This window comes from Corynebacterium argentoratense (assembly GCF_021491455.1).
In the GTDB taxonomy this organism is placed as follows: Bacteria; Actinomycetota; Actinomycetes; order Mycobacteriales; family Mycobacteriaceae; genus Corynebacterium; species Corynebacterium argentoratense_A.
Genome location: NZ_JAKETN010000001.1, coordinates 152,590 through 176,897, shown reverse-complemented (window position 1 = coordinate 176,897; position 24,308 = coordinate 152,590). Strand labels below are relative to the sequence as shown.

21 protein-coding genes are annotated in these 24,308 nt (G+C 59.3%); 18 read left to right on the top strand and 3 right to left on the bottom strand.

Annotation, left to right across the window (positions count from 1 at the left end; all coding sequences use genetic code 11):
* Positions 1 to 16: 16 nt before the first annotated feature.
* The 18 genes from gmk (at position 17) to secG (ending at position 18,946) form a co-directional block, all read left to right on the top strand.
* The gene (gene gmk / locus L1C91_RS00800; RefSeq protein ID WP_234857557.1) at positions 17 to 598 is read left to right on the top strand and encodes a guanylate kinase; all 582 of its coding nucleotides are present in this window, start codon (positions 17 to 19) and stop codon (positions 596 to 598) included.
* A gap of 1 nt (position 599) precedes the next feature.
* Positions 600 to 890: a DNA-directed RNA polymerase subunit omega gene (gene rpoZ, locus L1C91_RS00795; protein WP_234857556.1), complete on the top strand. Its 291-nt coding sequence runs from the start codon at positions 600 to 602 to the stop codon at positions 888 to 890.
* A 149-nt stretch (positions 891 to 1,039) separates the two neighbouring features.
* A complete protein-coding gene (gene coaBC / locus L1C91_RS00790; RefSeq protein WP_234857555.1) occupies positions 1,040 to 2,308 on the top strand; it encodes a bifunctional phosphopantothenoylcysteine decarboxylase/phosphopantothenate--cysteine ligase CoaBC in 1,269 nt (422 codons plus the stop codon).
* A 79-nt stretch (positions 2,309 to 2,387) separates the two neighbouring features.
* A complete protein-coding gene (metK, locus tag L1C91_RS00785) occupies positions 2,388 to 3,623 on the top strand; it encodes a methionine adenosyltransferase (RefSeq protein WP_234857554.1) in 1,236 nt (411 codons plus the stop codon).
* A 34-nt stretch (positions 3,624 to 3,657) separates the two neighbouring features.
* Positions 3,658 to 5,700, top strand: a complete 2,043-nt coding sequence (locus L1C91_RS00780) for a primosomal protein N' (RefSeq protein ID WP_234857553.1) — start codon at positions 3,658 to 3,660, stop codon at positions 5,698 to 5,700.
* Positions 5,701 to 5,756: 56 nt separating this feature from the next.
* On the top strand, positions 5,757 to 6,326 hold the full coding sequence (locus tag L1C91_RS00775) for a peptide deformylase (protein ID WP_234857552.1): 570 nt from the start codon (positions 5,757 to 5,759) through the stop codon (positions 6,324 to 6,326).
* Positions 6,326 to 7,258, top strand: a complete 933-nt coding sequence (gene fmt / locus L1C91_RS00770; RefSeq protein ID WP_234857551.1) for a methionyl-tRNA formyltransferase — start codon at positions 6,326 to 6,328, stop codon at positions 7,256 to 7,258. The genes L1C91_RS00775 and fmt overlap by 1 nt, the downstream gene beginning before the upstream one ends.
* A 2-nt stretch (positions 7,259 to 7,260) precedes the next feature.
* Complete coding sequence (locus tag L1C91_RS00765) at positions 7,261 to 8,769, top strand: RsmB/NOP family class I SAM-dependent RNA methyltransferase (RefSeq protein WP_234857550.1); 1,509 nt, start codon at positions 7,261 to 7,263, stop codon at positions 8,767 to 8,769.
* Between the two features lie 36 nt (positions 8,770 to 8,805).
* Complete coding sequence (gene rpe / locus L1C91_RS00760) at positions 8,806 to 9,483, top strand: ribulose-phosphate 3-epimerase (RefSeq protein WP_234857549.1); 678 nt, start codon at positions 8,806 to 8,808, stop codon at positions 9,481 to 9,483.
* A gap of 38 nt (positions 9,484 to 9,521) precedes the next feature.
* On the top strand, positions 9,522 to 10,040 hold the full coding sequence (locus tag L1C91_RS00755; protein WP_234857548.1) for a PH domain-containing protein: 519 nt from the start codon (positions 9,522 to 9,524) through the stop codon (positions 10,038 to 10,040).
* A 5-nt stretch (positions 10,041 to 10,045) separates the two neighbouring features.
* Complete coding sequence (gene uvrC, locus L1C91_RS00750) at positions 10,046 to 11,974, top strand: excinuclease ABC subunit UvrC (RefSeq protein WP_234857547.1); 1,929 nt, start codon at positions 10,046 to 10,048, stop codon at positions 11,972 to 11,974.
* Between the two features lie 10 nt (positions 11,975 to 11,984).
* On the top strand, positions 11,985 to 12,887 hold the full coding sequence (rapZ, locus tag L1C91_RS00745; protein WP_234857546.1) for an RNase adapter RapZ: 903 nt from the start codon (positions 11,985 to 11,987) through the stop codon (positions 12,885 to 12,887).
* Between the two features lie 9 nt (positions 12,888 to 12,896).
* Positions 12,897 to 13,889, top strand: coding sequence for a gluconeogenesis factor YvcK family protein (locus tag L1C91_RS00740; RefSeq protein ID WP_328219561.1), 993 nt, complete (start codon positions 12,897 to 12,899; stop codon positions 13,887 to 13,889).
* Positions 13,890 to 14,028: 139 nt separating this feature from the next.
* On the top strand, positions 14,029 to 15,033 hold the full coding sequence (whiA, locus tag L1C91_RS00735) for a DNA-binding protein WhiA (protein ID WP_234857544.1): 1,005 nt from the start codon (positions 14,029 to 14,031) through the stop codon (positions 15,031 to 15,033).
* Positions 15,034 to 15,394: 361 nt separating this feature from the next.
* Positions 15,395 to 16,399: a type I glyceraldehyde-3-phosphate dehydrogenase gene (gap, locus tag L1C91_RS00730; protein ID WP_234857843.1), complete on the top strand. Its 1,005-nt coding sequence runs from the start codon at positions 15,395 to 15,397 to the stop codon at positions 16,397 to 16,399.
* Between the two features lie 169 nt (positions 16,400 to 16,568).
* Positions 16,569 to 17,780: a phosphoglycerate kinase gene (locus L1C91_RS00725; RefSeq protein ID WP_234857543.1), complete on the top strand. Its 1,212-nt coding sequence runs from the start codon at positions 16,569 to 16,571 to the stop codon at positions 17,778 to 17,780.
* 33 nt (positions 17,781 to 17,813) lie between these two features.
* Positions 17,814 to 18,587: a triose-phosphate isomerase gene (tpiA, locus tag L1C91_RS00720; RefSeq protein ID WP_234857542.1), complete on the top strand. Its 774-nt coding sequence runs from the start codon at positions 17,814 to 17,816 to the stop codon at positions 18,585 to 18,587.
* 125 nt (positions 18,588 to 18,712) lie between these two features.
* Positions 18,713 to 18,946, top strand: coding sequence for a preprotein translocase subunit SecG (secG, locus tag L1C91_RS00715; protein ID WP_234857541.1), 234 nt, complete (start codon positions 18,713 to 18,715; stop codon positions 18,944 to 18,946).
* 62 nt (positions 18,947 to 19,008) lie between these two features.
* Here the strand turns inward: secG and L1C91_RS00710 are convergent, their stop codons facing one another.
* From L1C91_RS00710 to pgl, 3 genes are read right to left on the bottom strand one after another with little or no spacing between them, the layout of a single operon-like run.
* Positions 19,009 to 20,202: a glycosyltransferase family 87 protein gene (locus L1C91_RS00710; protein ID WP_234857540.1), complete on the bottom strand. Its 1,194-nt coding sequence runs from the start codon at positions 20,200 to 20,202 to the stop codon at positions 19,009 to 19,011.
* Between the two features lie 11 nt (positions 20,203 to 20,213).
* Entirely contained in the window at positions 20,214 to 22,757 is a 2,544-nt protein-coding gene (locus L1C91_RS00705; RefSeq protein ID WP_234857539.1) for an ABC transporter permease, read from the bottom strand.
* Positions 22,758 to 24,269 (bottom strand): 6-phosphogluconolactonase, encoded by a 1,512-nt coding sequence (pgl, locus tag L1C91_RS09530; protein ID WP_419178683.1) that lies wholly within the window; start codon positions 24,267 to 24,269, stop codon positions 22,758 to 22,760.
* Positions 24,270 to 24,308: the final 39 nt, after the last annotated feature.

Genomic DNA, 24,308 nt, shown 5'->3' with positions numbered 1-24,308 from the left:
GCGAGGTAACACAGGTATGTCCGGCGATTCTCAGGGCTCGCTAGTTGTCCTAGCTGGCCCTTCTGCCGTGGGTAAATCTACGGTTGTCCAGCGTCTTCGCGAGGAAGTTCCCGGTCTATACTTTTCGGTATCCATGACGACCCGAGCGCCTCGCCCCGGCGAGGTCGACGGTGTCGACTACTTCTTTGTGACGAAGGACGAGTTCCAGCGTCGCATCGATAACGGCGAAATGCTCGAATGGGCTGATATCCATGGAGGCATCCAGCGCTCCGGCACTCCCGCAGAACCTGTACAGCAGGCCCTAGACGAGGGGCGCCCGGTGCTCGTTGAAGTTGACCTTGTGGGTGCTCGCTCAATCAAAGCCCTTCGCCCCGATGCCGTAACCGTGTTCCTTGCTCCACCGTCCTGGGAGATCCTCGTCGAGCGTCTCACCGGGCGTGGCACCGAAACGCCAGAGGTGATTGAACGTCGCCTCGCCACCGCCAAAGCTGAGCTCGCTGCTCAAGACGAGTTTGATAGCGTGGTGGTCAACGAAGACGTCGACCGTGCAGTCAACGAGCTTCGCTCAATTCTTCTTAAACCAACCGATAAGGCTTAATGTGACAAACGTCCTTAACCAAGAAAATTCGGTCAACGATGCCATCTTCGATGATCCGATTGGTATTACCGCACCGCCGATTGACAACCTGCTGAAGAAGGTTTCTTCCAAGTACGCGCTTGTCATCTTCGCCGCCAAGCGGGCCCGTCAGATCAACAGCTACTACCACCAGTCTGACGAAGGTGTCTTCGAGTTCGTTGGGCCTCTCGTTACCCCCAAGGACAACGAAAAGCCCCTTTCCATCGCGCTCCGCGAAATCGACCGCGGCTTGCTCGAACACGTCGAAGGCTAAAACTAGCGTGGTCGCACACTGCGGCATGCGTTAGCTCCTCGTAGCTTTTGATCACTATGAAACCTCCCCGCGGCAAAGCGCCCCGGGGAGGTTTTTTTAAAACCCACCACCCAAGGTCTCCGGACTCCCCGCTGTCAATGAGGAAAAACATGAGTGAATCCGCAACAAAGCAACCCACAGACAAGCCCGGACGCTTGAATGTGGTGGTCGGCGTGGCGGGGGGAATCGCCGCATACAAAGCCTGCAACCTGATTCGCCTGTTCAAAGAACAAGGCCATGAAGTCACCGCAGTGCCCACAGAGTCTGCGCTTCGTTTTGTTGGTGCCGCTACCTTCGAAGCTCTATCGGGAAACCCGGTCTCAACAACCGTGTTTGATGCGGTTGACGAGGTTCGCCACGTCTCCGTGGGTAAAGATGCTGACCTGTTGGTCATAGCGCCGGCTACGGCTGACCTTATTGCCCGGCTGGCTGCCGGTCGCGCCGACGATCTGCTCACAGCAACCGCGCTGATGGCAACCTGCCCCGTCGTCGTGGCACCAGCGATGCACACCGAAATGTGGCAGCATCCAGCGACCCAAGCGAATGTGGCTACCCTGCGCGAACGCGGCGTCATCGTCATTGATCCCGCCCATGGCCGGTTGACAGGCAGTGATTCCGGACCGGGCCGCTTGCCGGATCCAGAGCAAATCCATCAGCTAGCACTGGCAGCGGTGGACGGCGCTAATTTTGCACGAGACCTCGACGGTCGAAAGGTTGTCATCACAGCTGGCGGCACCGTTGAAGACATCGATCCGGTGCGTTTCATCTCTAACCGGAGCTCGGGCAAGCAAGGCTTTGCGCTAGCCGAAATGGCGGCCCAGCGGGGCGCAGAGGTGGTGCTGATCACCGGCAACGTCGATGACATGCCCGCTCCGATTTCGGCGCGAATCGTCCCTGTTCGTTCAGCTCAAGACATGCTTGATGCGGTACGCGCGGAAGTGTTTGCCGATGGCGCGGCTGCAGCAGACGTGTTGGTTATGGCTGCTGCAGTAGCTGACTACCGGCCCGCAGATACCGCGACGTCAAAAATCAAAAAGGGCAGTGCCGATGAACTGCGCAGTATCGAGTTGGTGGAAAATCCGGACATCCTTGCGACTGTCGTGAAACAACGCGACGCGGGCGACAACCCCAACCTCACGATCGTCGGGTTCGCGGCCGAAACAGGCGACGATAAGCACAGCGCGCTCGAATATGCACAGCAGAAGATCGTCCGCAAAGGGTGTGATGTGTTGATGTGCAATGAGGTAGGTGTCAATAAGGTCTTTGGGCAACCGACCAACGCAGGCTGGCTGGTTAACAAAGACGGCGGATATACCGACGTTGAACGCGCATCCAAGCTGGTCGTCGCATCGGCAATTCTCGACAGCTTGCACATCTAGACCGCTTGGTCTAAATTGGCTACGAACACCTTAAGCGCTTCACCTCGCGCCGCACACAGCGGCTGGAAGGACCAACCCCGTGGCTGACAACGCCAACAACGCCAACACAGTGCGCCTATTCACCTCCGAATCGGTCACCGAAGGACACCCGGACAAGATCTGCGACGCGATCTCCGACACTATCCTCGACGCCATGCTCGCAGTCGACCCCCACTCGCGCGTCGCCGTTGAAACCGTAGTCACCACCGGTCTCGTCCACGTCGTGGGTGAGGTTCGCTGCGACGGCTACGTCGAAATCCCCCAACTGGTCCGCAACAAGCTCCGCGACATCGGCTTCACCTCCTCTGAGGTTGGCTTCGATGGCACCACCTGTGGCGTGACCGTCGCCATCGGCGAGCAGAGCCAGGAAATCGGCGCAGGTGTTGACGCCGCGCTCGAGGTACGCAGTGGCGAAAACGCCGAGGTGGAAGACCAAAACGGCGCGGGTGACCAAGGCCTGATGTTCGGCTACGCCACCGACGAGACCCCAGAATTTATGCCGCTGCCAATCTCCCTGGCCCACAAGCTGGCACGTCGCCTGACCGAAGTCCGTAAAGAAGGCATCGTTGACCACCTACGCCCCGACGGTAAAACCCAGGTCACCCTGGCCTACGATGATGCCGGTGTGCCGCTCTACATCGACACCATCGTTATTTCGACCCAGCATGACCGGGGCATCACCCAAGACTGGTTGTACACCCAACTACTGGACAACGTGGTTAAGCCCGTTGTCGAGGCAAGCAAACTGTCGAATCTCCTGGGCGAGCATTTCAAGCTGCTGGTCAATCCGTCCGGCTCCTTTATCCTCGGTGGACCCATGGGCGACGCAGGTTTGACCGGACGCAAGATCATCGTCGACACCTACGGCGGCATGGCACGCCACGGTGGCGGCGCTTTCTCCGGCAAGGACCCCAGCAAGGTCGACCGCTCCGCCGCGTACGCGATGCGTTGGGTTGCCAAAAACATCGTCGCAGCTGGCTTGGCACACCGCGCCGAGGTTCAGGTTGCCTACGCCATCGGTCGAGCCAAGCCCGTCGGGCTCTACGTCGAAACCTTCGGCACCGCCCAGCAGGGGCTCACTGACTCCTGCATCCAGGCTGCAGTGGAGAAGGTGTTCGACCTTCGTCCCGCAGCAATCATCCGGGAGCTTGACCTTCTGCGCCCGATGTACGCGCAGACCGCAGCCTATGGGCACTTTGGCCGCGATGACCTCAACGTTCCCTGGGAGCAAGTCAACCGTGTTAATGAGCTCAAGGCTGCAGCAGGTATCGCCTAACGCTTTCGCTGTATCCGTGTAAACTATCGGGCTTATGGCATCAACTCCGCGCGTCCCCGCCTCAGACAGGCCGGTGGCGCGCGTTGTTCCATTGTTGGGGCTTCCGCAGCTGGACCGCTTTTATGACTATCAGGTCCCGGAGGATTTAAGCGCCGCAGCCCAGCCGGGTGTGCGTGTTCGCGTCCGTTTTGCTGGCCGCAAGGTTGACGCCCTGATCATTGAGCGCCTGTCAGACACCGATCATAACGGTGAGCTTGCGTGGATTGACCGGGTGATATCCGAGCTGGTGGTCTACCCGCCGGCTACCGCACGGCTGGTTGATTCCTTGGCCCTGCGCTATGCCGGAACTCGAAGCGACATTATTCGCGCCGCCATTCCGCCACGCCACGCCACTGCAGAAAAGGCCGCACTCGCATCAACCACAACATGGGAGGAACTGGGCGAGGTATCCGAACCGGATTTGTCCGACTGGATGGCCTACGCCCATGGTCAGTCTTTTGTTGATGCTGTTTTGGGTGGCGCGCCTGCGCGTGCTGCGTGGCAGATGTTGCCCGGACAGGAGTGGCTGCAAGCGCTGGGCGCACTCATAGTCAAAACTGCCTTGGTCGGGGGCGGCGTTTTGGTGGTGGTCCCGGATCAGCGAGATGTTGACCGTTTGCTCACTGCCTGTACGCAACACGTGAGCCCTAAACACATCACGGTGTTTCACTCCCAGCTTGGCCCGCAGGCCCGCTACCGGCGCTTTGTGGATATTTTGCTGGGCCGGTCGAGGATCGTCATCGGTACGCGTAGTGCGGCTTTCGCGCCTGTGGCGGACTTGCGGCTGGCGGTGCTTTTGCACGACGGCGACGATAACCTGGTTGATCCGCGCGCCCCGTATGTACATGCCCGTGAAGTGTTGACCACCCGTAGCGCGCAATCGGGCTGCGCGATGATCATTGGTGGCTTTCATCGTACGGCCGAAACCCACCTGTTGGTTGAGCGTGGCTGGGCGCATAATCTAATTGCCCCGACCCCGGTTCTACGTGCCGTGTGCCCACGGATTCGCGCAGTGGGGGACAATGACGCCGCGTTGGATCGGGACCCACGCGCGCGCACCGCCCGCATTCCCGGCGTGGCCTTTGCAGTGGTTCGTAAGGCCCTGGAGTCTGGGGCGCCGGTGTTGTTCCAGGTGCCGCGCAAGGGCTATGTCCCGACGCTTGCGTGTGGGAGTTGTCGGGAGCCAGCACGTTGTAGGCACTGCCACGGCCCTTTGAGCCTGCCGCATGCCGAGGGCGATGAACCAGTCGCGCCGACGTGTCGGTGGTGTGGTCGTGCGGATGCTCGCTATCGGTGTCCTGAGTGTGGCGCGATGCGGCTGCGCGCGGTAGTGATCGGTAGTGAGCGCACAGCCGAAGAACTCGGTCGGGCTTTTCCCGGCTATCCTGTTGTCGCTTCGGGAGGTTCCCATGTGGTGGGCGAGGTGGCAGATAGCCCACGCATTGTGATTGCGACGCCAGGGGCTGAGCCTGTTGCCGAGCAGGGATATGGCGCCCTCGTCATCCTGGATACTTGGGCTTTTCTGGGCCAGCAAAATCTTCGGGCCGGTGAGCAAGCGTTGGGGCGTTGGATGAACGCGGCGTCATTGGTCCGACCCTACGAGCGTGGGGGAGAGGTCGTCGTTGTGGCAGACCCGGGTCTTGCGGTGGTGCAGTCCCTCATTCGTTTTGACGCTGCGGGTGCTGCTGCCCGTGAGTTTGCTGAACGTGCAGATACTCACCTTCCGCCGGCCGCGCACATGGCCGCGGTGGATGGACCAGAGCACTCCCTCGGCGTGTTTTTTGATGCGCTGCAGCAGAGCTCCGAGCTTCCCGAAGGCACGGAAATCCTCGGGCCTGTCGATCTACCACCCGGAACGACACTGCCAGGCGATTACGATGCGCGAACCTACGGGCCCGCGCAACGCATGCTGGTTCGCTGTCCCTTGGCGTCACGCAATGCGTTGGGCAAAGCATTGAAATCGGCGCTCGTTCAGCGGGCAGTACGCAAAGAAAACCTGCCACTGCGCGTGCAGGTAGACCCGCTGAACATCGGCTAGTCGCTGTACAGACGGGAATGACAACGCGCATGTGGCGGCGCGCTAGGATGGTCGGCATGAGTATTCGCCCCGTCCGTCTATTCGGTGACCCGGTGCTGCGTACGCGCGCAGAGGAGGTCACATCCTTCGATGACACCCTGGAACAGCTCGTCAGCGACATGCTCGACACGATGGATGAACAGCAGGGGGTGGGCCTGGCCGCAAATCAGATAGGCGTTTTGCGCCGAGTCTTCGTCTACGACTGCTCCCATGAGGTCCCAGGTGCTAGAGGGCACGTGATCAATCCAGTCTGGGAGCCCATCGACGCCAGCGAAGTCGACGAAGTCAAGGGCGCCGACTACGACCAGGGCGAGGCAATAGAAGGAGAACCCGGCAAGGTTCTCGTCCGCGAAGGTTGTCTGTCCATCCCCGGTGTGTACGAAGAGGTTGAACGGCATGAGGCCGTGATTGTTCGCGGCGTCACTAAGGACAATGAACCCGTGGAGTTTAAGGCTAAAGGCCTGCTTGCGCGCTGCATTCAGCATGAGACCGACCACCTCGATGGCGTACTCTTCCTGCAGCGCCTCACCCCGGAACGCAGGAAGCGCGCCATGAAGACGATTCGCGAATCGGAGTGGTTTTTCTAATGCGTCTTGTCTTTGCAGGCACCCCCGAACCCGCCGTGGTAGCCCTCGAAGCACTACTGGCCTCCGAGCATGAGGTTGTCGCTGTTTTGACCCGCCCCGATGCTCGGCGGGGGCGCGGCCGCAGCCTACAGCCCTCACCAGTGGCCCAGTGTGCCTTGGACCATGGTATTGAGGTCCTGCGCCCCACCAGCCTCAAAGCAGACACGGATGATGGGATGGAGGTTCGGCATAAGCTTGAGCAGCTTGTCCCCGACTGCATTCCCGTGGTTGCTTACGGCAACCTCATCACCCCGGACCTACTGGATCTCGCACCCCACGGATGGGTGAATCTGCACTTCTCCCTGTTGCCGCAGTGGCGGGGCGCGGCCCCCGTACAAGCCGCGATTAAAGCTGGTCAAACCAGCACTGGCGTGTCTACCTTCCGCATCGACGAAGGGCTGGACACTGGCCCTGTGATCGCCATGCGCGAGTACGCGATCGAAGGCACTGATACGGCAGATGATCTGTTGACGCGCTTAGCTTATCGCGGGGCGGAGCTGCTCGTCGACACGATGGACCAGTTGAGCCAGGGGACAGCCGCGCTGCGTGCACAGTCTGGCGAGGCGAGCTACGCACCAAAGATCACCAAAGAGGATGCCCGCATCGACTGGAATCAATCGACGAACGCGGTTGATTGCGCCATTCGTGCGCACACGCCGGCTCCCGGTGCGTGGACGCAATTGGGGGATCAACGCTTCAAGATCGGCCCGGTTATACCCGCGCAGGAGCCTGGCTTAGAGCCGGGGCTGATTAAGACGACCAAGTCGGCGGTGTTTGTCGGCACTGGAGATGGTGCTGTTCAGCTGGGCGTGCTGCAGGCGCCGGGTAAGAAAATGGTGGCTGCTGAGGACTTTGCGCGCGGCACCAACATTGATGGGATGAGGTTTTCTTAAACATGGCTGGTGGCTTTCGTTCTCGCTCCACTCAGAGGCAATCATCGAATAGGTCGGCCGGGCATACACCAGCCCGGGAGACCAACTCGAACCAGCGCCGATCCGGCAATCGAGCGTCAAGCACATACGCCCGAGGCAACCGTGACTCCAACGATCGTGGCTCGAACAAGGCGCAACGCGGCAGGGTAGATGCACCGCGTATCGTTGCCGTCCGCGCCTTGATTGAGGTCAGCGAGCACGGAGCCTACGCCAACCTGGTCTTGCCGAAACTGCTGCGAGCTGAAAAGCTCAGCGGCGTCGATGCCGCGTTCGCAACCGAGCTTCTTTATGGCACGTTGCGTGCTCAGGGGATTGTTGACGCCGTGTTGGCCAAGGTGTCCAGCCGGCCGCTGCAGTCCTTGGCCCCGGAGGTGCGGGCGGCGTTGCGCCTGGGTGTGTACCAATTGTTGTTCACCCGGGTGGGGCAGCATGCAGCCGTGGACACGACCGTGGAATTGGTGGCTTACCTCGGGCAGGAACGGGCCCGAGGCTTCGTCAATGGCATTTTGCGGACGGTCACTCGCACCCCCGTTGAGGTCTGGCTTGATCGACTACAACCGAGCACCGAGCTTGGACGTTTGGCGTTTCGACACTCCCACCCCGAGTGGATTGCTCAGAGCTTCGCTCGAGTCTTGGGCATGCATGACCTTGAGGCAGCGCTCGAGGCTGATTCGCAACGGCCGGTTGTTCACTTGGCGGCCCGCCCCGGCGAGCTCAGCGCTGAAGAGCTTGCTGTACTGATCGGTGGAGAAGTGGGGGCCTACAGCCCCTACGCCGTCTACCTTGAATCCGGCGACCCCGGAGACTTGGAGCCCGTCAAGCAGTCACTCGCCCAGGTTCAGGATGAGGGCAGCCAGGTCATTGCCCGTGCGCTCGCAGAGGCCCCCACAGTCGGTGGGGACTCTGGGCGCTGGCTGGACTTGTGCGCAGGACCCGGCGGCAAAGCAGCGTTGCTGGGTGGGCTGGCACGCGTCGACGGGGCCCGGGTGGACGCCGTTGAACCGGCAGCCCACCGTGCGGCACTCGTGGAAAAGTCCTGTGAGGGCCTTCCCGTAAACGTGCACGTCGCCGATGGGCGCGACAGCGGGCTAGCCAAGGGATATGACCGTATTCTGGTCGATGCACCATGCTCTGGCCTGGGGGCCCTCCGCCGACGCCCGGATGCGCGCTGGCGCAAACAGGAATCAGACATCGAGGAACTCACAGGCCTGCAGTACGCGCTGGCCTCCGCCGCGCTTGATTTGCTGCGCCCCGGCGGCGTCATGGTTTATTCCACCTGTTCGCCAGATCTGCGTGAAACGCGTGGGATTGTCGACCAGCTGCTAAAAGCCAATCAGGGGCAGGTGGAGGAGCTAGACGCACACCCGCTTGCGTGCGACATGGAGGACCTCGGTAGATATCCGAGTGTCCAGATGTGGCCGCACAAGCACGGCACAGATGCAATGTTCTTCTCGGTGCTGCGCAAACTCTAAAACACGTAGGCGCGATACTGTTCTACACTCTGAGGTATGTCTGAGCGCACAGCACCGATTATTTCCCCTTCCATCCTCGCAGCCGATTTTTCCCGCCTCGGCGAGCAGATCGCAGCAGTGTCCAACGCCGACTGGATCCACGTCGATGTCATGGATGGGCACTTCGTCCCGAACTTAAGTTTCGGCGCTGACATCACTGCCGCAGTGTTCCGCTCGACGGACCTGCCGCTGGATGTCCACCTGATGATTGAAAACCCAGAGAAGTGGGTGGACAACTACATCAAAGCTGGTGCCTCGTGCGTGATCTTCCATGTGGAAGCTACTGAGGATCCGGTGGCTTTGGCCCGCCATATTCGCGCAGCGGGTGTGCGCGCGGGCTTCTCCCTACGCCCGGGAACCGACATCGAACCCTACTTGGAGGTTCTGGACGAGTTCGATCTGGCTCTGGTGATGAGCGTCGAACCCGGTTTCGGTGGACAGTCGTTCATGCCGGATCAACTAGACAAGGTCCGTAAGCTCCGCGACGTCATTGATAGCCGGGGTTTGTCGACGTTGATCGAGATCGACGGCGGCATTTCCCGCGAGACCATTGCTTCTGCTGCCGCCGCAGGTACCGATGCTTTCGTGGCCGGTTCAGCTGTGTTCAAGTCGTCGGACCCGGGTGCGGAAGTCGATGCGTTGCGCCAGTGCGCGCAGGACGCTGCGCGTGGGTAATTCAACGCCCTCGGATGATCGGGGTAAGCTTAAATGCCGTGACTAACGAGCAGCCCCATGTCTCTGTTGACGAGCAGCTAGCCTATGCCGCTGCTGACCCATCCACTACCACCAACAAACCGTGGGAATTGGTGGTGACGTCGCGTCGCTTGAAGTTCATCGCAGCCGGCGCGATCGTCGTGGTCATGGCCGCGCACATTTTCTTGGCTGTGGTGGTTGCCATTGGGGACACTGGTGCGACCGTCACGACGGTCGATCAGTGGGCGTTCGTCGGTATCGGGATCATTATTTCTCTGTGCTGTCTGGGGATTACGCGTCCTCGGGTACGTGTGAATTCCGATGGGGTAGAGGTCCGCAATTTCATCGGCACCCGTTTCTATCCCTGGGACTTGGTTTATGGTTTGTCCTTCCCGAAGGGCGATCACTGGGCTCGACTCGAGCTGCCGGAATTTGAGTACGTCGCCATGTGGGCGTTCTTCGCCGCGGATGGCGAGCGTGTGATGAAGGCCGTCGCCGATTTCCGCGCCCTCGAAGATCGCTATATGCCGGAGGACTAAACGCTGTGGCTGATCCTTCCACCTATCGCCCGGCCCCAGGTACGATTCCGACGGAGCCGGGCGTTTATCGTTTCCGTGATGCTGACGGCCGAGTCATCTACGTGGGTAAGGCGAAAAACCTCCGGGCTCGACTGTCTAACTATTTCCAGGATCTTTCTCAGCTGCATCCTCGGACCCGTCAGATGGTGACTACCGCGGTCGGGGTGACGTGGACTGTTGTTGGCAGTGAGGTCGAGGCCCTTCAGCTGGAGTACACCTGGATTAAAAAGTACGATCCGCGTTTCAACGTGAAGTATCGGGACGATAAGTCTTATCCGATGCTTGCGGTGTCTGTTGGACAGGAGTTTCCCCGGGCGTGGGTCTATAGGGGGCCGCAGCGTAAAGGTGTTCGCTATTTTGGGCCTTATTCGCATGCGTGGGCTATTCGCAAAACCCTGGATTCCTTGATTCGCGTATTCCCTATGCGTACCTGCTCACAGGGCGTTTTCCGGCGTCATAATTTGTTGGGTCGGCCGTGTTTGCTGGGGCATATCGATAAGTGCGCCGCGCCGTGTGTGGGCAGGGTCTCCGAGGCTGAGCATCGCGAGATCGTTGATGGTCTGTGTGCCTTTTTGGCTGGGTGCACGGGGCCTGTGGTGGCGTCGTTGAAGGAGCAGATGCATCAGGCGGCAGAGGAGCTTGATTTTGAGCGTGCTGCTCGTTTGCGTGATGACCTCGGAGCCATTGAGAAGGTGATGGAGCGCCAGGCGGTCGTTTTCGGTGATGGCACTGATGCTGACGTCGTGGGCGTTGTTGCGGATGAGTTGCAGGCGGCGATTCAGGTGTTCCATGTGCGCCAGGGGCGTATTCAGGGCCAGCGTGGTGTTGTGGTGGAGCTTCCCTCCAGTGAGGACGGTTCCGAGGGCATTGGTGTATTGTTGGAGCGCTACCTGACGCAGTTTTATGGCGATGCAGTGGCGCACGCCGAAGAGGCGGGGGAGGATGCGTCGGGGGTTGTTCCGCGCTCGGTGTTGGTGAGCCACGAGGTTGCGGAGCGCGCGGTGGTGGAGCAGGCGCTTGCGCAGTGGCGTGGTTCTTCGGTGGAGGTCCGTGTTCCGCAGCGGGGTGATAAGCGTGCGTTGATGGAGACTGTGGTGGCGAATGCGTCGGAGTCTTTGCGTCAGCATAAGTTGCGGCGTGCGGGTGATTTGACTGCTCGTTCGGCGGCTTTGCAGCAGATTCAGGACTTTTTGATGCTGGATGACGCCCCGTTGCGGATTGAATGTGTGGATATTTCGCATATTCAGGGCACGGATGTTGTGGCCTCGTTGGTGGTTTTTGAGGATGGTTTGTCGAAGCGCTCGGATTATCGGCGTTTTAAGATTCGCGAAGCGGCCGGCGATGGGCATTCCAATGACGTCGCGTCGATTGCGGAAGTGACGCGGCGTCGTTTTGAGCACCATGTGTCGCCGCCGGTTGAGGACGAGGGAGAGCGTCGCCGCTTTGCGTATCCGCCGAATCTGTACATCGTCGATGGTGGTAAGCCGCAGGTTAATGCGGCCGCTGCCGTGTTGGAGGAGTTGGGTGCCTCGGATGTGGCGGTGGTTGGTTTGGCCAAGCGCTTGGAGGAGGTCTGGGTGCCGGATGATGATTATCCGGTAATTTTTCCGCGAACCTCCGAGGGCCTGTTTTTGCTGCAGAATGTGCGTGATGAGGCTCACCGTTTTGCGATCACGTTCCATAGGCAGCAGCGTTCGTCGCGGATGAAGGCCTCTGTGCTTGATGACGTCGCGGGGCTTGGGGATGCGCGTCGTGCGGCGTTGATTAAGCATTTTGGCAGCGTGAAGAAGTTGCGTGAGGCTTCGGTGGCTGACATTGAGGCCGTCAGTGGTTTTGGTCCGAAGTTGGCTGCGTCGGTGTTTGAAGCGCTGCATGATGAAGGGGCTGGCGGCTAGACTGTTGCCTATGAGTGCTCCGGCTTTGAAACCCGTTCCGATGTCACCCGATTCGACGAATCCTGTGTTGGTCACTGGTATGTCGGGGGCTGGTTTGTCCTCGGCGGCGCGGGTGCTGGAGGATTTGGGTTGGTATGTGGCGCACAATCTTCCGCCGGAGCTGATTGTCAGCTTGGTCAAGGTCGCTACTCAGGGGGCGCATTCTGTGGAGCGTGTCGCGGTTGTGTCCGATGTCCGCACGCGCGAGTTCACGGGATCGATTGACACGGTGATTTCCCAGTTGAAGGCGGAGGGGATTAACCCGACGGTGCTGTTTATGGAGGCCCGTGATGATGTGCTTGTGCAGCGTTTCGACACCGTGCGCCGGACGCATCCTTTGCAGGGCTCGGGCACGTTGCTCACTGGTATTGAGCGTGAGCGGGAGCTGTTGTCGAAGCTTCGCGAGGATGCCGACATTGTGATCGACACGTCGAATTTGTCTGTGCATGATCTGCGCCGGGCGATTGAGTCGAGTTTTGCGTCTGCCGATGACAAGCGTCAGCACGTGACTATTCAGTCTTTCGGTTTTAAGCATGGTGCTCCGCAGGACGCTGACATTGTGGTGGATATGCGTTTCTTGCCGAATCCCTATTGGGTGGAGGAGCTTCGCCCCTTCCGTGGGGTTGATCGCCCTGTGTCGAATTATGTGTTGGGTGAGCAAGCAGCGCAGGATTTTTTGGATAATTTTGTGCGGATGTTCAGCACTATGACTGACGGTTACCTGCGCGAGGGAAAGAGCTTCATCACGGTCGGCGTTGGTTGCACGGGTGGGCATCACCGTTCGGTGGCGGTTGCGGAGGAACTCGCTCGGCGGCTAAGCGCCAATGAGCGTTTGGATGTGTCTGTGACGCACCGCGATATTGCGCGAAACTAGGGGAGCGTCGTGGGTAGTTGTGCTTCTAGTGGGCCTCGGTCAGTGGCGTGCTTGGGGGGTGGCCATGGCCTGTTTCAAACGTTGACCGCTGCGAAATTGCTTGAACCTGATGCGATTACTGCGGTGGTGACTGTTGCTGACGATGGTGGTTCTTCGGGCCGCATTCGCCGGGAGATGGACACTATTCCGCCCGGGGATTTGAGGATGGCCTTGGCTGCGCTGTCTCCCGATACTCCGCAGGGCAATCTCTGGGAGGAGACATTGCAGCATCGTTTTGGTGGCCACGGTGCGCTGGCCGGGCATGCGTTGGGCAACTTATTGTTGGTGGGCTTGTCGGATGTTTTGGGCAGTCATGTCCAGGCCCTTGATATGCTGGCGTCGATGCTGCACTCCCGTGGCCGCGTGCTGCCTGTGTGCCCGATTCCTTTGGATATTGAGGCTGACGTCGCGGGGCTTGAGGATGATCCCCGGATGATGCGGGCTGTGCGTGGTCAGGTTGCTGTGGCGACTACGCCCGGGGAGGTTCGCCGAGTACGGGTAGTACCTGAGCAACCTGCTGCAACACCTGAGGCTTTGTTGGCGATTATGGAGGCCGACTTGGTGACGTTGGGCCCGGGTTCTTGGTTTAGTTCGGTTATTCCGCACTTGCTCGTGCCGGAGATTGTGGAGGCGTTGAACGATACGACTGCGCATCGGGTGGTGGTTCTTAACCTGACGTCGGAGCCAGGGGAGACCCAGGGTTTTTCCACCGAGCGACATATTCATATGTTGCGCCAGCATGCGCCGATGCTGCGTCTGGATACGGTGTTGGTTGATTCTTCGACGATGTTGTCCCGTAGCGAGCGGGAGCATGTTGTGAGGGCTGCGGAGTCTATTGGTGCTCGCGTCGAGTTCGCTGATCTCACCTTGGTGGAGGACGGACAGCAGGGGCGTGATTCGGTGTCATGGAAGTCGCCGCGCCACGACCCGCGCAAACTAGCAGCCGCGCTAGCAGCCCTTTAGGCCTAGCTGCGGGTTGCCCGGTAGTGCACGTGTATGCCCGATTGGGGGACGCTGCTGTGCACTGTGGGGTAGCATGTGAAAGCTGTTCTTTGCCGCGAGCGTCGCGGCTGTTGTTGAGGTGAAAGAGGGATGTGTGGCGATGGTTGCTTTAACCGCCCAGGTCAAAGATGAGCTGGCGGCTGCCGCTGTGACACGCCCGTCGGTTCGTGTGGCGGAGCTTGCCACGTTGATTCGTTGTGCTGGCTCTGTTGAGCTTCCAGAGCCGGGGGTTCCGGGTTCTTCTGTGGCGGCGTTGACTATCGAGCTCGATCGCGAGGCTGTTGCCCAGCGCGTTCAGGACGTCTTATCTAGTGAGTTCAACAGGAAGGTGTCCGTTTCTTCGGCACCAGATGGTAGCCACCGTAAAGCAACTGTGTACACAATCCACACCGAAGACAAGGTTGAAGACTTGCTGCGCCGGGTGGGTTTGGTCAGCCGCAACGGTCTGTATGTTGTGGGTCTGCCCCCGCGCGTTGTCAGTGGCACGGTAGCTGACGCCGAAGGGGTGTGGCGTGGGGCGTTTATGGCGCGCGGCGTCGTCACTGATCCGGGACGCGTCAGTGGGCTAGAGGTTATCTGTCCGTGCCCGGAGGTAGCCCTGGCGCTTGTGGGTGCCGCTCGTAGGCTGGGTATAAGCGCCAAGACCAAGGAGTCACGGGGGCAGGATCGCGTTGTGGTGCGGGATTCTGACGCCGTGGGTGCTCTGCTGACCCGCATGGGTGCGCAGGTGTCGCGCCTACAGTGGGAATCGACGCGCGCGGAGCGTCAAACTCACGCTCCGGCTCATCGCTTGGCCAATTTTGATGATGCGAATTTACGGCGTTCTGCGCGGGCGGCTGTGGCTGCGGCTGCGAGGGTGGAGCGCGCCCTGGCCATTTTGGGTGATGACGTCCCGGAACACCTTGCGGAAGCTGGATCGCTGCGCGTCGAGCACCGTCAGGCTTCTTTGGAGGAGCTCGGCCGTTTGGCGGACCCTCAGATGACGAAAGATGCTGTCGCTGGACGCATCCGCCGTTTGTTGTCGATGGCGGATAAGCGGGCTAAGGACATGGGCATCCCGGATACTCATGCCGCTGTCACAGAGGAATTGCTCAACGACGTTTAGCCTGAACACTCAGGCAGGCCAAACGGGCCAGAAGGGCCAGACGGGTCAAACGGACACAGTGTGGAATCCAACGCCCGAGAAATGTTGAAACATGTCCGATTGTGTGGGAATTGTGACTATTCTCACCACCCTTTTTTGGGCTGTTTTTAAGATCTTGACCTGGCCTTTTAAGCTCAACTCCCGTTCGTCTTCTGAAAACGGGCATAAATCGGACGCCATCTCGTGCAGAAGCGGGTAAGGCTGGGCTACAGTTGGAATTACCGGGATGGACAGCCCCCCAGGCACAGTAGTCAACCGGCAAGTGTTGGGGCTAAGAGCATCCTAAATGGACAAGTTCCACAACCTTCTCAAGGAGAACATCGTGACCGTTCGCGTTGGTATTAACGGCTTTGGCCGCATTGGCCGCAACTTCTTCCGCGCAGCACGCCTGCGTGGCAGCGACTTCGAGATCGTCGCTGTTAACGACCTCACCGACAACAAGACTCTGGCTCACCTGCTGAAGTTCGACTCCACCCTGGGCCGCCTGGATGCTGACGTTACCTTCGACGATGAGTCCATCACCGTCGATGGCCACCGCATCTTCGTCTCCGCAGAGCGCGACCCGAAGGACCTCAAGTGGGCCGAGCACAACGTCGACATCGTGATTGAGTCCACCGGCTTCTTCACCGACGCTGAGGCTGCGAAGGCACACCTTGCTGCCGGCGCCAAGAAGGTCATCATCTCTGCCCCCGCTAAGAACGAGGACGCAACCTTCGTCGTCGGTGTGAACCACACCGATTACGATCCGGAGAAGCACAACGTCATCTCCAACGCATCCTGCACCACCAACTGCCTGGCTCCGATGGCCAAGGTCCTCAACGATACTTTCGGTATCCAGCGCGGCCTGATGACCACCGTCCACGCGTACACCGGCGACCAGCGCCTCCTCGACGCTCCGCACCGCGACCTGCGCCGCGCACGCGCCGCAGCCATCAACATGGTGCCTACCTCCACCGGTGCAGCTAAGGCTGTCGCCCTGGTCCTGCCCGAACTCAAGGGCAAGCTGGACGGCTACGCAATGCGTGTTCCCGTTCCGACCGGCTCCGCAACCGACTTGACTTTCACCGCTGAAAAGCCTGTGAGCGTCGAAGAAGTCAACGCTGCTATCAAGGCTGCTGCCGAGGGCCCCCTCAAGGGCATCCTTGCTTACTCCGAAGAGCCCCTGGTGTCCACCGACATCGTCACCGACCCCCACGCATCCATCTTCGATGCTGGCCTGACCAAGGTCATCGGCGACCAGGTCAAGGTCGTGTCTTGGTACGACAACGAGTGGGGTTACTCCAACCAGCTCGTCACCCTGACCGAGTACGTTGGCGAGCGCCTCTAGTTCTTCACTAGGCTAATAAGCATGCAGAGCCCGCACGAGTTTCCACTAGGAAGCCCGCGCGGGCTTTGTACGTTTACGCCCACGGCGTCATCGCGTCACGACGCCTTAGTTGCCGCAACCGCACTCTTTGGACGGTCCCCGTGGCACCACTACAACAAAAGGATCAATCATGGCTGTTAAAACGCTGCAGGACCTGCTCAACGAAGGCGTCGACGGACGTTACGTCCTCGTTCGCTCTGACTTCAACGTTCCCCTCGACGACAACGGGGTAATTACCGATCCCGGCCGCATCACCGCCTCACTGCCCACCCTTAAAGCACTAGCTGAGGGCGGAGCCAAGGTGGTCGTTATGGCTCACCTGGGCCGCCCCAAGGGCGAAGTTAACCCGAAATTCTCCCTGGCGCCCGTGGCAGAAGCCCTGTCCGACGCTCTCGGTCAGTACGTCGCCCTGGCTTCGGATGTTGTAGGCGAGGACGCCCACGAGCGCGCCAACGGCCTCACCGAGGGTGACGTGCTGCTGCTCGAAAACGTTCGCTTTGATCCCCGGGAAACCTCCAAGGACGAAACCGAGCGCGGCGAATTTGCCGATCAACTAGTCGCCCTCGTTCCCGACGGTGTGTTCGTCTCTGACGGCTTCGGTGTTGTCCACCGCGCACAGGCATCTGTCTACGATGTGGCCCAGCGCCTTCCGCACTACGCCGGCAACTTGGTCGGCAAGGAAATCGACGTCCTCAAGAAGGTAGCCGAACAGCCCGCCCAGCCCTATGTCGTGGTTCTCGGTGGCTCCAAGGTCTCTGACAAGCTCGGCGTGATCGAAGCGCTGTCTTCTAAGGCAGACAAGCTCATCATCGGCGGTGGCATGTGCTACACCTTCCTCGCAGCACAAGGCTACAACGTACAAAAGTCGCTCCTGCAGGAAGAGATGATCGACACCTGCAAGGACCTTCTCGTCCGCCATGGCGACAAGATCGTCCTCCCCGTCGATCTTGTCGCTGCCGAAACCTTCGCTGCTGACGCAGCCAACGAGGTCGTCGCACTCGATGCCATCCCCGAAGGCTGGATGTCTCTAGATATCGGACCTAAGTCTGTCGAACTGTTCGCTGAGACCCTCAAGACCGCCAAGACGGTCTTCTGGAATGGCCCCATGGGTGTATTCGAATTCCCTGCCTTCGCAGCAGGCACTCGCGGCGTTGCACAGGCCATCATTGACGCAACAGCTCAGGGCTGCTTCAGCGTTGTTGGCGGCGGCGACTCCGCAGCCTCCGTCCGCGTACTCGGACTCGACGAAGCAGGCTTCAGCCACATTTCCACCGGCGGTGGCGCATCCCTCGAGTACCTTGAGGGCAAGCAGCTGCCAGGCGTTGCTGTACTCGCCTCCTAAACCCCAAACCCCTAACCCATCAAGGAGAACCCCATGGCCCGTAAGCCACTCATCGCCGGCAACTGGAAGATGAACCTCAACCACCTCGAGGCTATCGCGACCGTCCAGAAGCTCGCCTTCGCACTTCCGAAGGAATACTACGAGGCAGTAGACGTCGCCGTCACCGTCCCCTTCACCGACATCCGCTCCGTGCAAACCCTCGTCGAAGGCGACAAGCTGCAGGTCACCTACGGCGCCCAGGATGTGTCCCAGCACGCCTCAGGCGCCTACACCGGCGAAGTCTCCGCAGAAATGCTCGCTAAACTCGGCTGCACTTGGGTGGTTGTTGGTCACTCGGAACGTCGCGAGTACCACGGCGAAACCGACGAGGTCGTTGCTGCCAAGGCCAAGGCCGCACTAGGCCAGGAGATCCACCCCATCGTCTGCGTCGGCGAACCGCTGGAGATCCGCGAAGCTGGCACCCACGTCGACTATGTCGTCACCCAGCTGAAGGCCTCCCTGGCTGGGCTCAGCGCAGAGGACTTGTCCAAGACCGTCATTGCCTACGAGCCCGTCTGGGCGATCGGCACCGGCAAAGTTGCCTCCGCAGCCGACGCCCAGGAAGTCTGCCATGCTATTCGCGCAGCTGTCGAAGAGCTCGCCGGGGCAGATGTTGCCGCTGGCATCCGCATCCTCTACGGCGGCTCCGTCAAGGCTGACTCGGTTGCGGAAATCGTTGGACAGCCCGACGTCGACGGCGGCCTGGTCGGCGGTGCTTCGCTTGACGGCGAGGCCTTCGCCAAGCTGGCAGCCAACGCCGCACGCTAGATCAACCCACACGTAGGCCGCAGGTATGTTCACACGCCCCGGCCTACGTGAATCTTTATGCTCCGGTGGGCTATACTCGTCGGAGTCCGATTTTTACTCGCAGAGATAAGCAGGTTTTAACTTTTATGGCACTGACTCTTCAGATCATCCTCGTCGTGTCTAGCCTCGCTATGACCATGTTCGTCCTTCTACACAAGGGCAAAGGCGGCGGCCTGTCCAGCCTCTTCGGCGGCGGTGTCCAGTCCAGCCTCTCCGGTTCTACTGTGGTTGAGAAAAACCTTGACCGCATGACGATCATCATGGCGATCATCTGGATTGCCTGCATCATCGGCCTGAACCTTCTCCAGGCATACGCTTAAACTGCACCTTAAAATGAATGCCTCTACCAGGATCTACCTGGTAGAGGCATTCATTTTATTATCTACACGGTGGCGGCGACTGGTGGCTGCGGCGGGGGAGTAAGCACCATGCCACGGCGCACCAACACCACACAGCACACCAAAGCAACGATAGCGCTCACCCCTTGAATGTCCCCCAATGCGCTGAGAACAGGATTAGACGCGAAACCTCGATCGGGATCGGCCAACCAGTTCGGGCCAGCCCCTTGTATGAGGAGCAGCAGCGCGAACCACCACTTGTATTCCCAGCCGCGAGCAAACTGAACCGCAACCAAGGGAACAAGCACACTAATAATGGCCCAGTGGTGGGTAACCGCGTAGGGCTGCGCCGTGCACACCAGCAACGCAAACACGAACAACACGCCCAGCTGGTCACCACGCCGAGTCAAAGCAATCAACGCATACATGGCCATAATCACCAGCACCGCAGCGAGCGCAACCCACACCCCCACAAACAGTGGAGTATCCGGAGTCAAACCATGTCGGCTAAGCAAGCCCGTCAGCGCCTGATTGCGGAAAAAGGACTTATCCCCGGCACGGTTAGTGTCCAGAACAATTTCAGTCCAAAACAGTCGACTATCCGCGGGCCTAGCCACAAAACCGATAAGGATGGTTGCTACCAGAGTGACGATAGCGCGCACGATGCTGGCGACGTCCTTGCGCAAAGCAAGAATCAACAGGAAAACCAGGGGAGTGATCTTGATACCTGCGGCAATGCCGATTAGAACCCCGCGGAAGCGACGCGGCGTCATACCTGCCAAATCCGCGACAACCAGAGCGACCAAAACGATATCAACCTGGCCGAAGAACAAACCGTTACGAATAGGCTCAATCCATAAACTGATACCAAGCAGGCACGCAGCCCACCACCAAGCCTCATCCTTGTCTAAACGAGCAAGGCGCAAGCCGCCATAAATTGTCACAGCGACACTCAACGCCTCCACAGCAGCCCACGCAAGCTGCAAAGGAATAGCCCCAAACACAGACATCGGAGCCATCAACAAGGCAGCAAAAGGAGGATAAATAAAAGCAAAGCCAGAGCGAGTATGGAAACCGTCAAACAGAGGCTCGCCGCTAACGATGGCAAACCCGGCGTCCTGAAATACCTGCAAATCCATCTGGAAGCCGTTGTATGCCATGCTCACAAGCATGCCCACATACACGAGGCTGAAACCCAATCCGACACTAGCCAGTATCGAATGCTTGTTAATGCTCAATACACACCCTTTTAATCCGTGATCGCTTCAAGAGGCTTAGTGCGGGCAGCCCGTGTGCCAGGAATAACAGCCGCTAGAACACCAATGACACCCGAAGCCACAATCATCCACGCCATATTGGCCCAAGGTATAACGATGCTATCGAGGCCCTGCCCAGACAGTGTAGTGACGAAACACCAGCCGACGCCAAGACCGATGGCGGCGCCGACCAGCGCACCAAACACCGCGATATTAGCAGACTCGATGTAAATCATTCGTCTGATTTGGCTGCGCAGCATACCCACCGCACGCAGCATGCCGATCTCTTGTCGCCGTTCAATCACGCTCAAAGCAAGCGTGTTGATAATGCCCAGCACCGCGATGATCACCGACAGACCCAGCAGGCCATAGAGGACACTCAGCATCGTCGAAACCGTCTTAACGGACTCACCCTTGTACTCTTCCTTATCCTGCACGCTAATAGTCATATAGGGCTTCGTCACGGCCTCGACTTCGGAGCGGACCGCAGATGCGGTAGCGCCCTCGTCCAGTGTGAGGAACGCGAAGGCCACCGGAAGGTCTTCACCCGGCGCAATCTCCCGAGCGACGGCGGGACTGATGAAACCCTGGCCCAGGATCGGATTGTCTTTAAACACGCCGCCTACAGGTCGCGTCACAGTGTTGTTAAGGTGCTTGAGCTCAACCTCGGGCACCCCGGCTGCCTTAAACGCATCACTTACTGTGGTGTTGACCACCAGATCAGAATTGAGCTCGCCAGAGACTTTGTCTACCTCAACGGCCTTAGTGACATCGCCGTCGATAATGGGCAACATGCTTGGGCCCAGCGGGCTAGCCAAAGACATCTCTTGTGCACTGCCGGGGATAAACGCGCTAGTAACGACATCGCGTACACCGTCCACGTCGCGAACCTTATCGATGGCATCGCCTGGAATCGAAAGATTGCTGCCCTGAGGAGTAGTCAGCAACAGCTCTGCCTTAAGCCCCGTGTCCAACATGTCGGACAGTGAGGATCGCATCGTAGCCCCCAGCATTCCGATGGAAGACACCATCATCAAACCGAGCGTGAGTGCGAAGGCTGTAGCAGCAGTCCGACGGGGATTACGGCGAGCATTGGTCGAAGCCAAGTGGCCTACGCGACGGAATGGAAGGCCAAGGACCCGACCAATACCTGCAACGAGGGGAATAGACAATAGCGGCAAAATCAGCCAGGTTCCGATGATGATGGCAAGGGCTGCGACCCCAATGGTGATTGCACGGGGTTGGACCTCCGCGTCACTGTAAGCGGCCAGAATGGATGCCACTGCACCGCCTATAACTAGGACACCACCGACAATGCTGCGGGGCATCAGCGAGCGCACGCTGGTTTGCTCTTGGGAACGCATAGCCCTCACGGGATGCACCCTGCCAGCTGCGCGCGCCGGAGCCCACGCCGACACAACCGTCACCAGGGTGCCCACGACCAGCGGAGCGATAATACCCTGGGGCGACAGGGACAAACCCGCATCCGGCAAACCAAGGGACTTGGCTTCCATCAGCGCAGTCAGGGCTTTCACCAGCCCCATGCCGGCGACAATGCCCAGCAATGAGCCGAACAGGCCGACGACCACGGCCTCGAACACCACTGAACGAGTAATCTGCTTGCGCGAAATCCCAATGGCGCGGAGCAACGCAAACTCGCGGTTACGCTGCGCCACAATCATCGCGAAGGTATTGGAAATAATGAAGGTGCCAACGATCAACGCGATGCCCGCAAACGCCCACAGGAAATAATTAACGAAGCTCAGAGCCTTCTTAATAGTGTCTGTCAGTTGCTCCGCCAACACCTTGGCGTCCGCAATTTTCTCTTCGGGGAATATTTTCGCGACGTCATCACGAAAAGCCTTTGTTGCTGCCTCGTCGTGATCCTTGAGCTCAATGCTGACGCTAGACACGTGGGTGCCATCAGTGAACTCGCGGACGAAGTCAGACTCCGGGTAGAGCAAACCGCTCCAGCCACCAGTGGACGTGGGGTAGTGGTAGATGCCGCTGACCGGTACCTCGCTGCGACCCTTCGGCGTGATCACGGTTAAGATGTCACCCGGTTTGATCCCATTGAGCTCGGCAGTGCGGTCATTGATAGCAACCTGACCCGGCTCTGGATAACTACCCTCAGTCAGTTCAAATTGCTTATTAGTCGCAGCCCCCGGAACATAGGCCAACGCCTCAGACGGGGCACCGCCGCTGCCCTCAAGGCGCTCACCCTTATCGTTACCGACAACCACAGTGACATTGCTGGCGCTGATAGAGACAGACTCCACGCGCGGATCTTTACGCAGCTTCTCTGCCTCGGCATAGCTAATGCCCGCCGGATTCTTATCCTGCTGCACCACAACATCAACATCATCGAACGCCGTCGACACAACGGATTCGAAACTGTTCTGCAACGTCGCTGTGAACATCGAAGAACCAGCGATGAAAGCAGTACCCAACACCACCGACAACAAAGTCAAAAACAAACGAACCTTGTGGGCCGCGATGGTGCGGAGTGAAATAGTACGCATAGGGGAGGAAGCCATTTAGACCTCCTCAATCTTCGCCATGACCTTCAAAATGTCATCGACAGAAGGCTGCCGAATATCTTCAACCAACTGACCGTCCGCCAAGAAGACAACACGGTCGGCGTAGCTCGCAGCTCTGGGATCGTGGGTCACAATGACCACCGTCTGACCAAGGTCATCCACAGCGGCGCGAAGGATACCTAGCACCTCGCTCGACGCATTGGAGTCGAGATTACCGGTCGGTTCATCACCGAAGATGATCTCCGGCCGGGAAATAAGGGCTCGGGCCACCGCCACGCGCTGCTGCTGGCCGCCAGACAACTCGTTCGGGCGATGCTTGAGTCGCTTATCCAAACCCAGTCGGCTGGTGACCTCTTTAAACCATTGCTCATCGACCTTCCTGCCTGCAATATCCACCGGCAAGGTGATGTTTTCAGCAGCGGACAGCGTAGGCACCAAGTTGAAGGACTGGAACACGAATCCCAAACGGTCCCTGCGTAGAGTGGTGATCTGCTTATCCTTCAGCGTCGACAGGTCCGTGTCACCAATGTAGGTGTGGCCCTCGGACACGGAATCCAGACCAGCCATGCAGTGCATCAACGTGGACTTGCCGGAACCCGAAGGCCCCATGATGGCGGTGAACTCGCCCTTATGGAATTCAATATTGACGCCGCCCAACGCGGTCACAGCCGTGTCGTCCTTGCCGTAACGCTTGACGACATTTTCTGCGCGGGCCGCGATCTCCGCACCGGGGGCGGCGGATAGAGCGTCTTCGCTAATAAACACGGTAGTTTCGATCCTTCCTCGGACTTCACCGACCGGCCATTGGTTGCGGTCAGCACCCTCGATGGCCTTGGCTGCGGCCTCTGCTTTTTCGGAGCCACTGATCAGCAGCCACACGTGATCGGCGCTGTTGATAGCAGGAAACGTCAAGGTACCCCTGCGGGCCGGCGGCTTGGGGGAGTCAGTAACAGCAAGCGTCAGCGCGTCCTGCTCTTTGGTCGCGTCCGACCCCGGGAATAGTGAATTGATGTGCCCCTCGTGCCCCATTCCTAGAAGATGCAGATCAAACCCGCTGGGCGCGAACTCCAACAGGGCCTCGGCATAGGCCTCAGCGCGTTCCGCGAGTTCTTCGGCGTTGCCATCCAAGCCCCAACCATGAATGTTGGACGCGGGGATATCCACGTGGTTGAGCAAAGCTTCGCGAGCCTGCCCTTCGTTGGATTCCGGATCACTCACAGCAACATCCCGCTCGTCGCCGAAGAACACCTGCACACGAGACCAATCGATGGAGGCAATGGGGAAACTATCCGCCTGTGCGCGCGACGCGGTGTCAAGCTCAGCGATGCGCCGCAACATAGCGATTCCCGCAGTGCCCCCGGTAAGCACGACGCTGAAAGACTGCTCCGGCGGGCGGCTATCTAAGGTGCTGCAGGCCAGCTCGACGAATTGCCGAGCAGCTGCATCAACAAGCTGGTCGAGGTCTGCGAAAGCGCTGACCTTGGGGGATGGGGTGTCGGTGGTGCTCATCTGATTCACAGGATCCTTCGGAAAGTTAGCGGTCGGCGA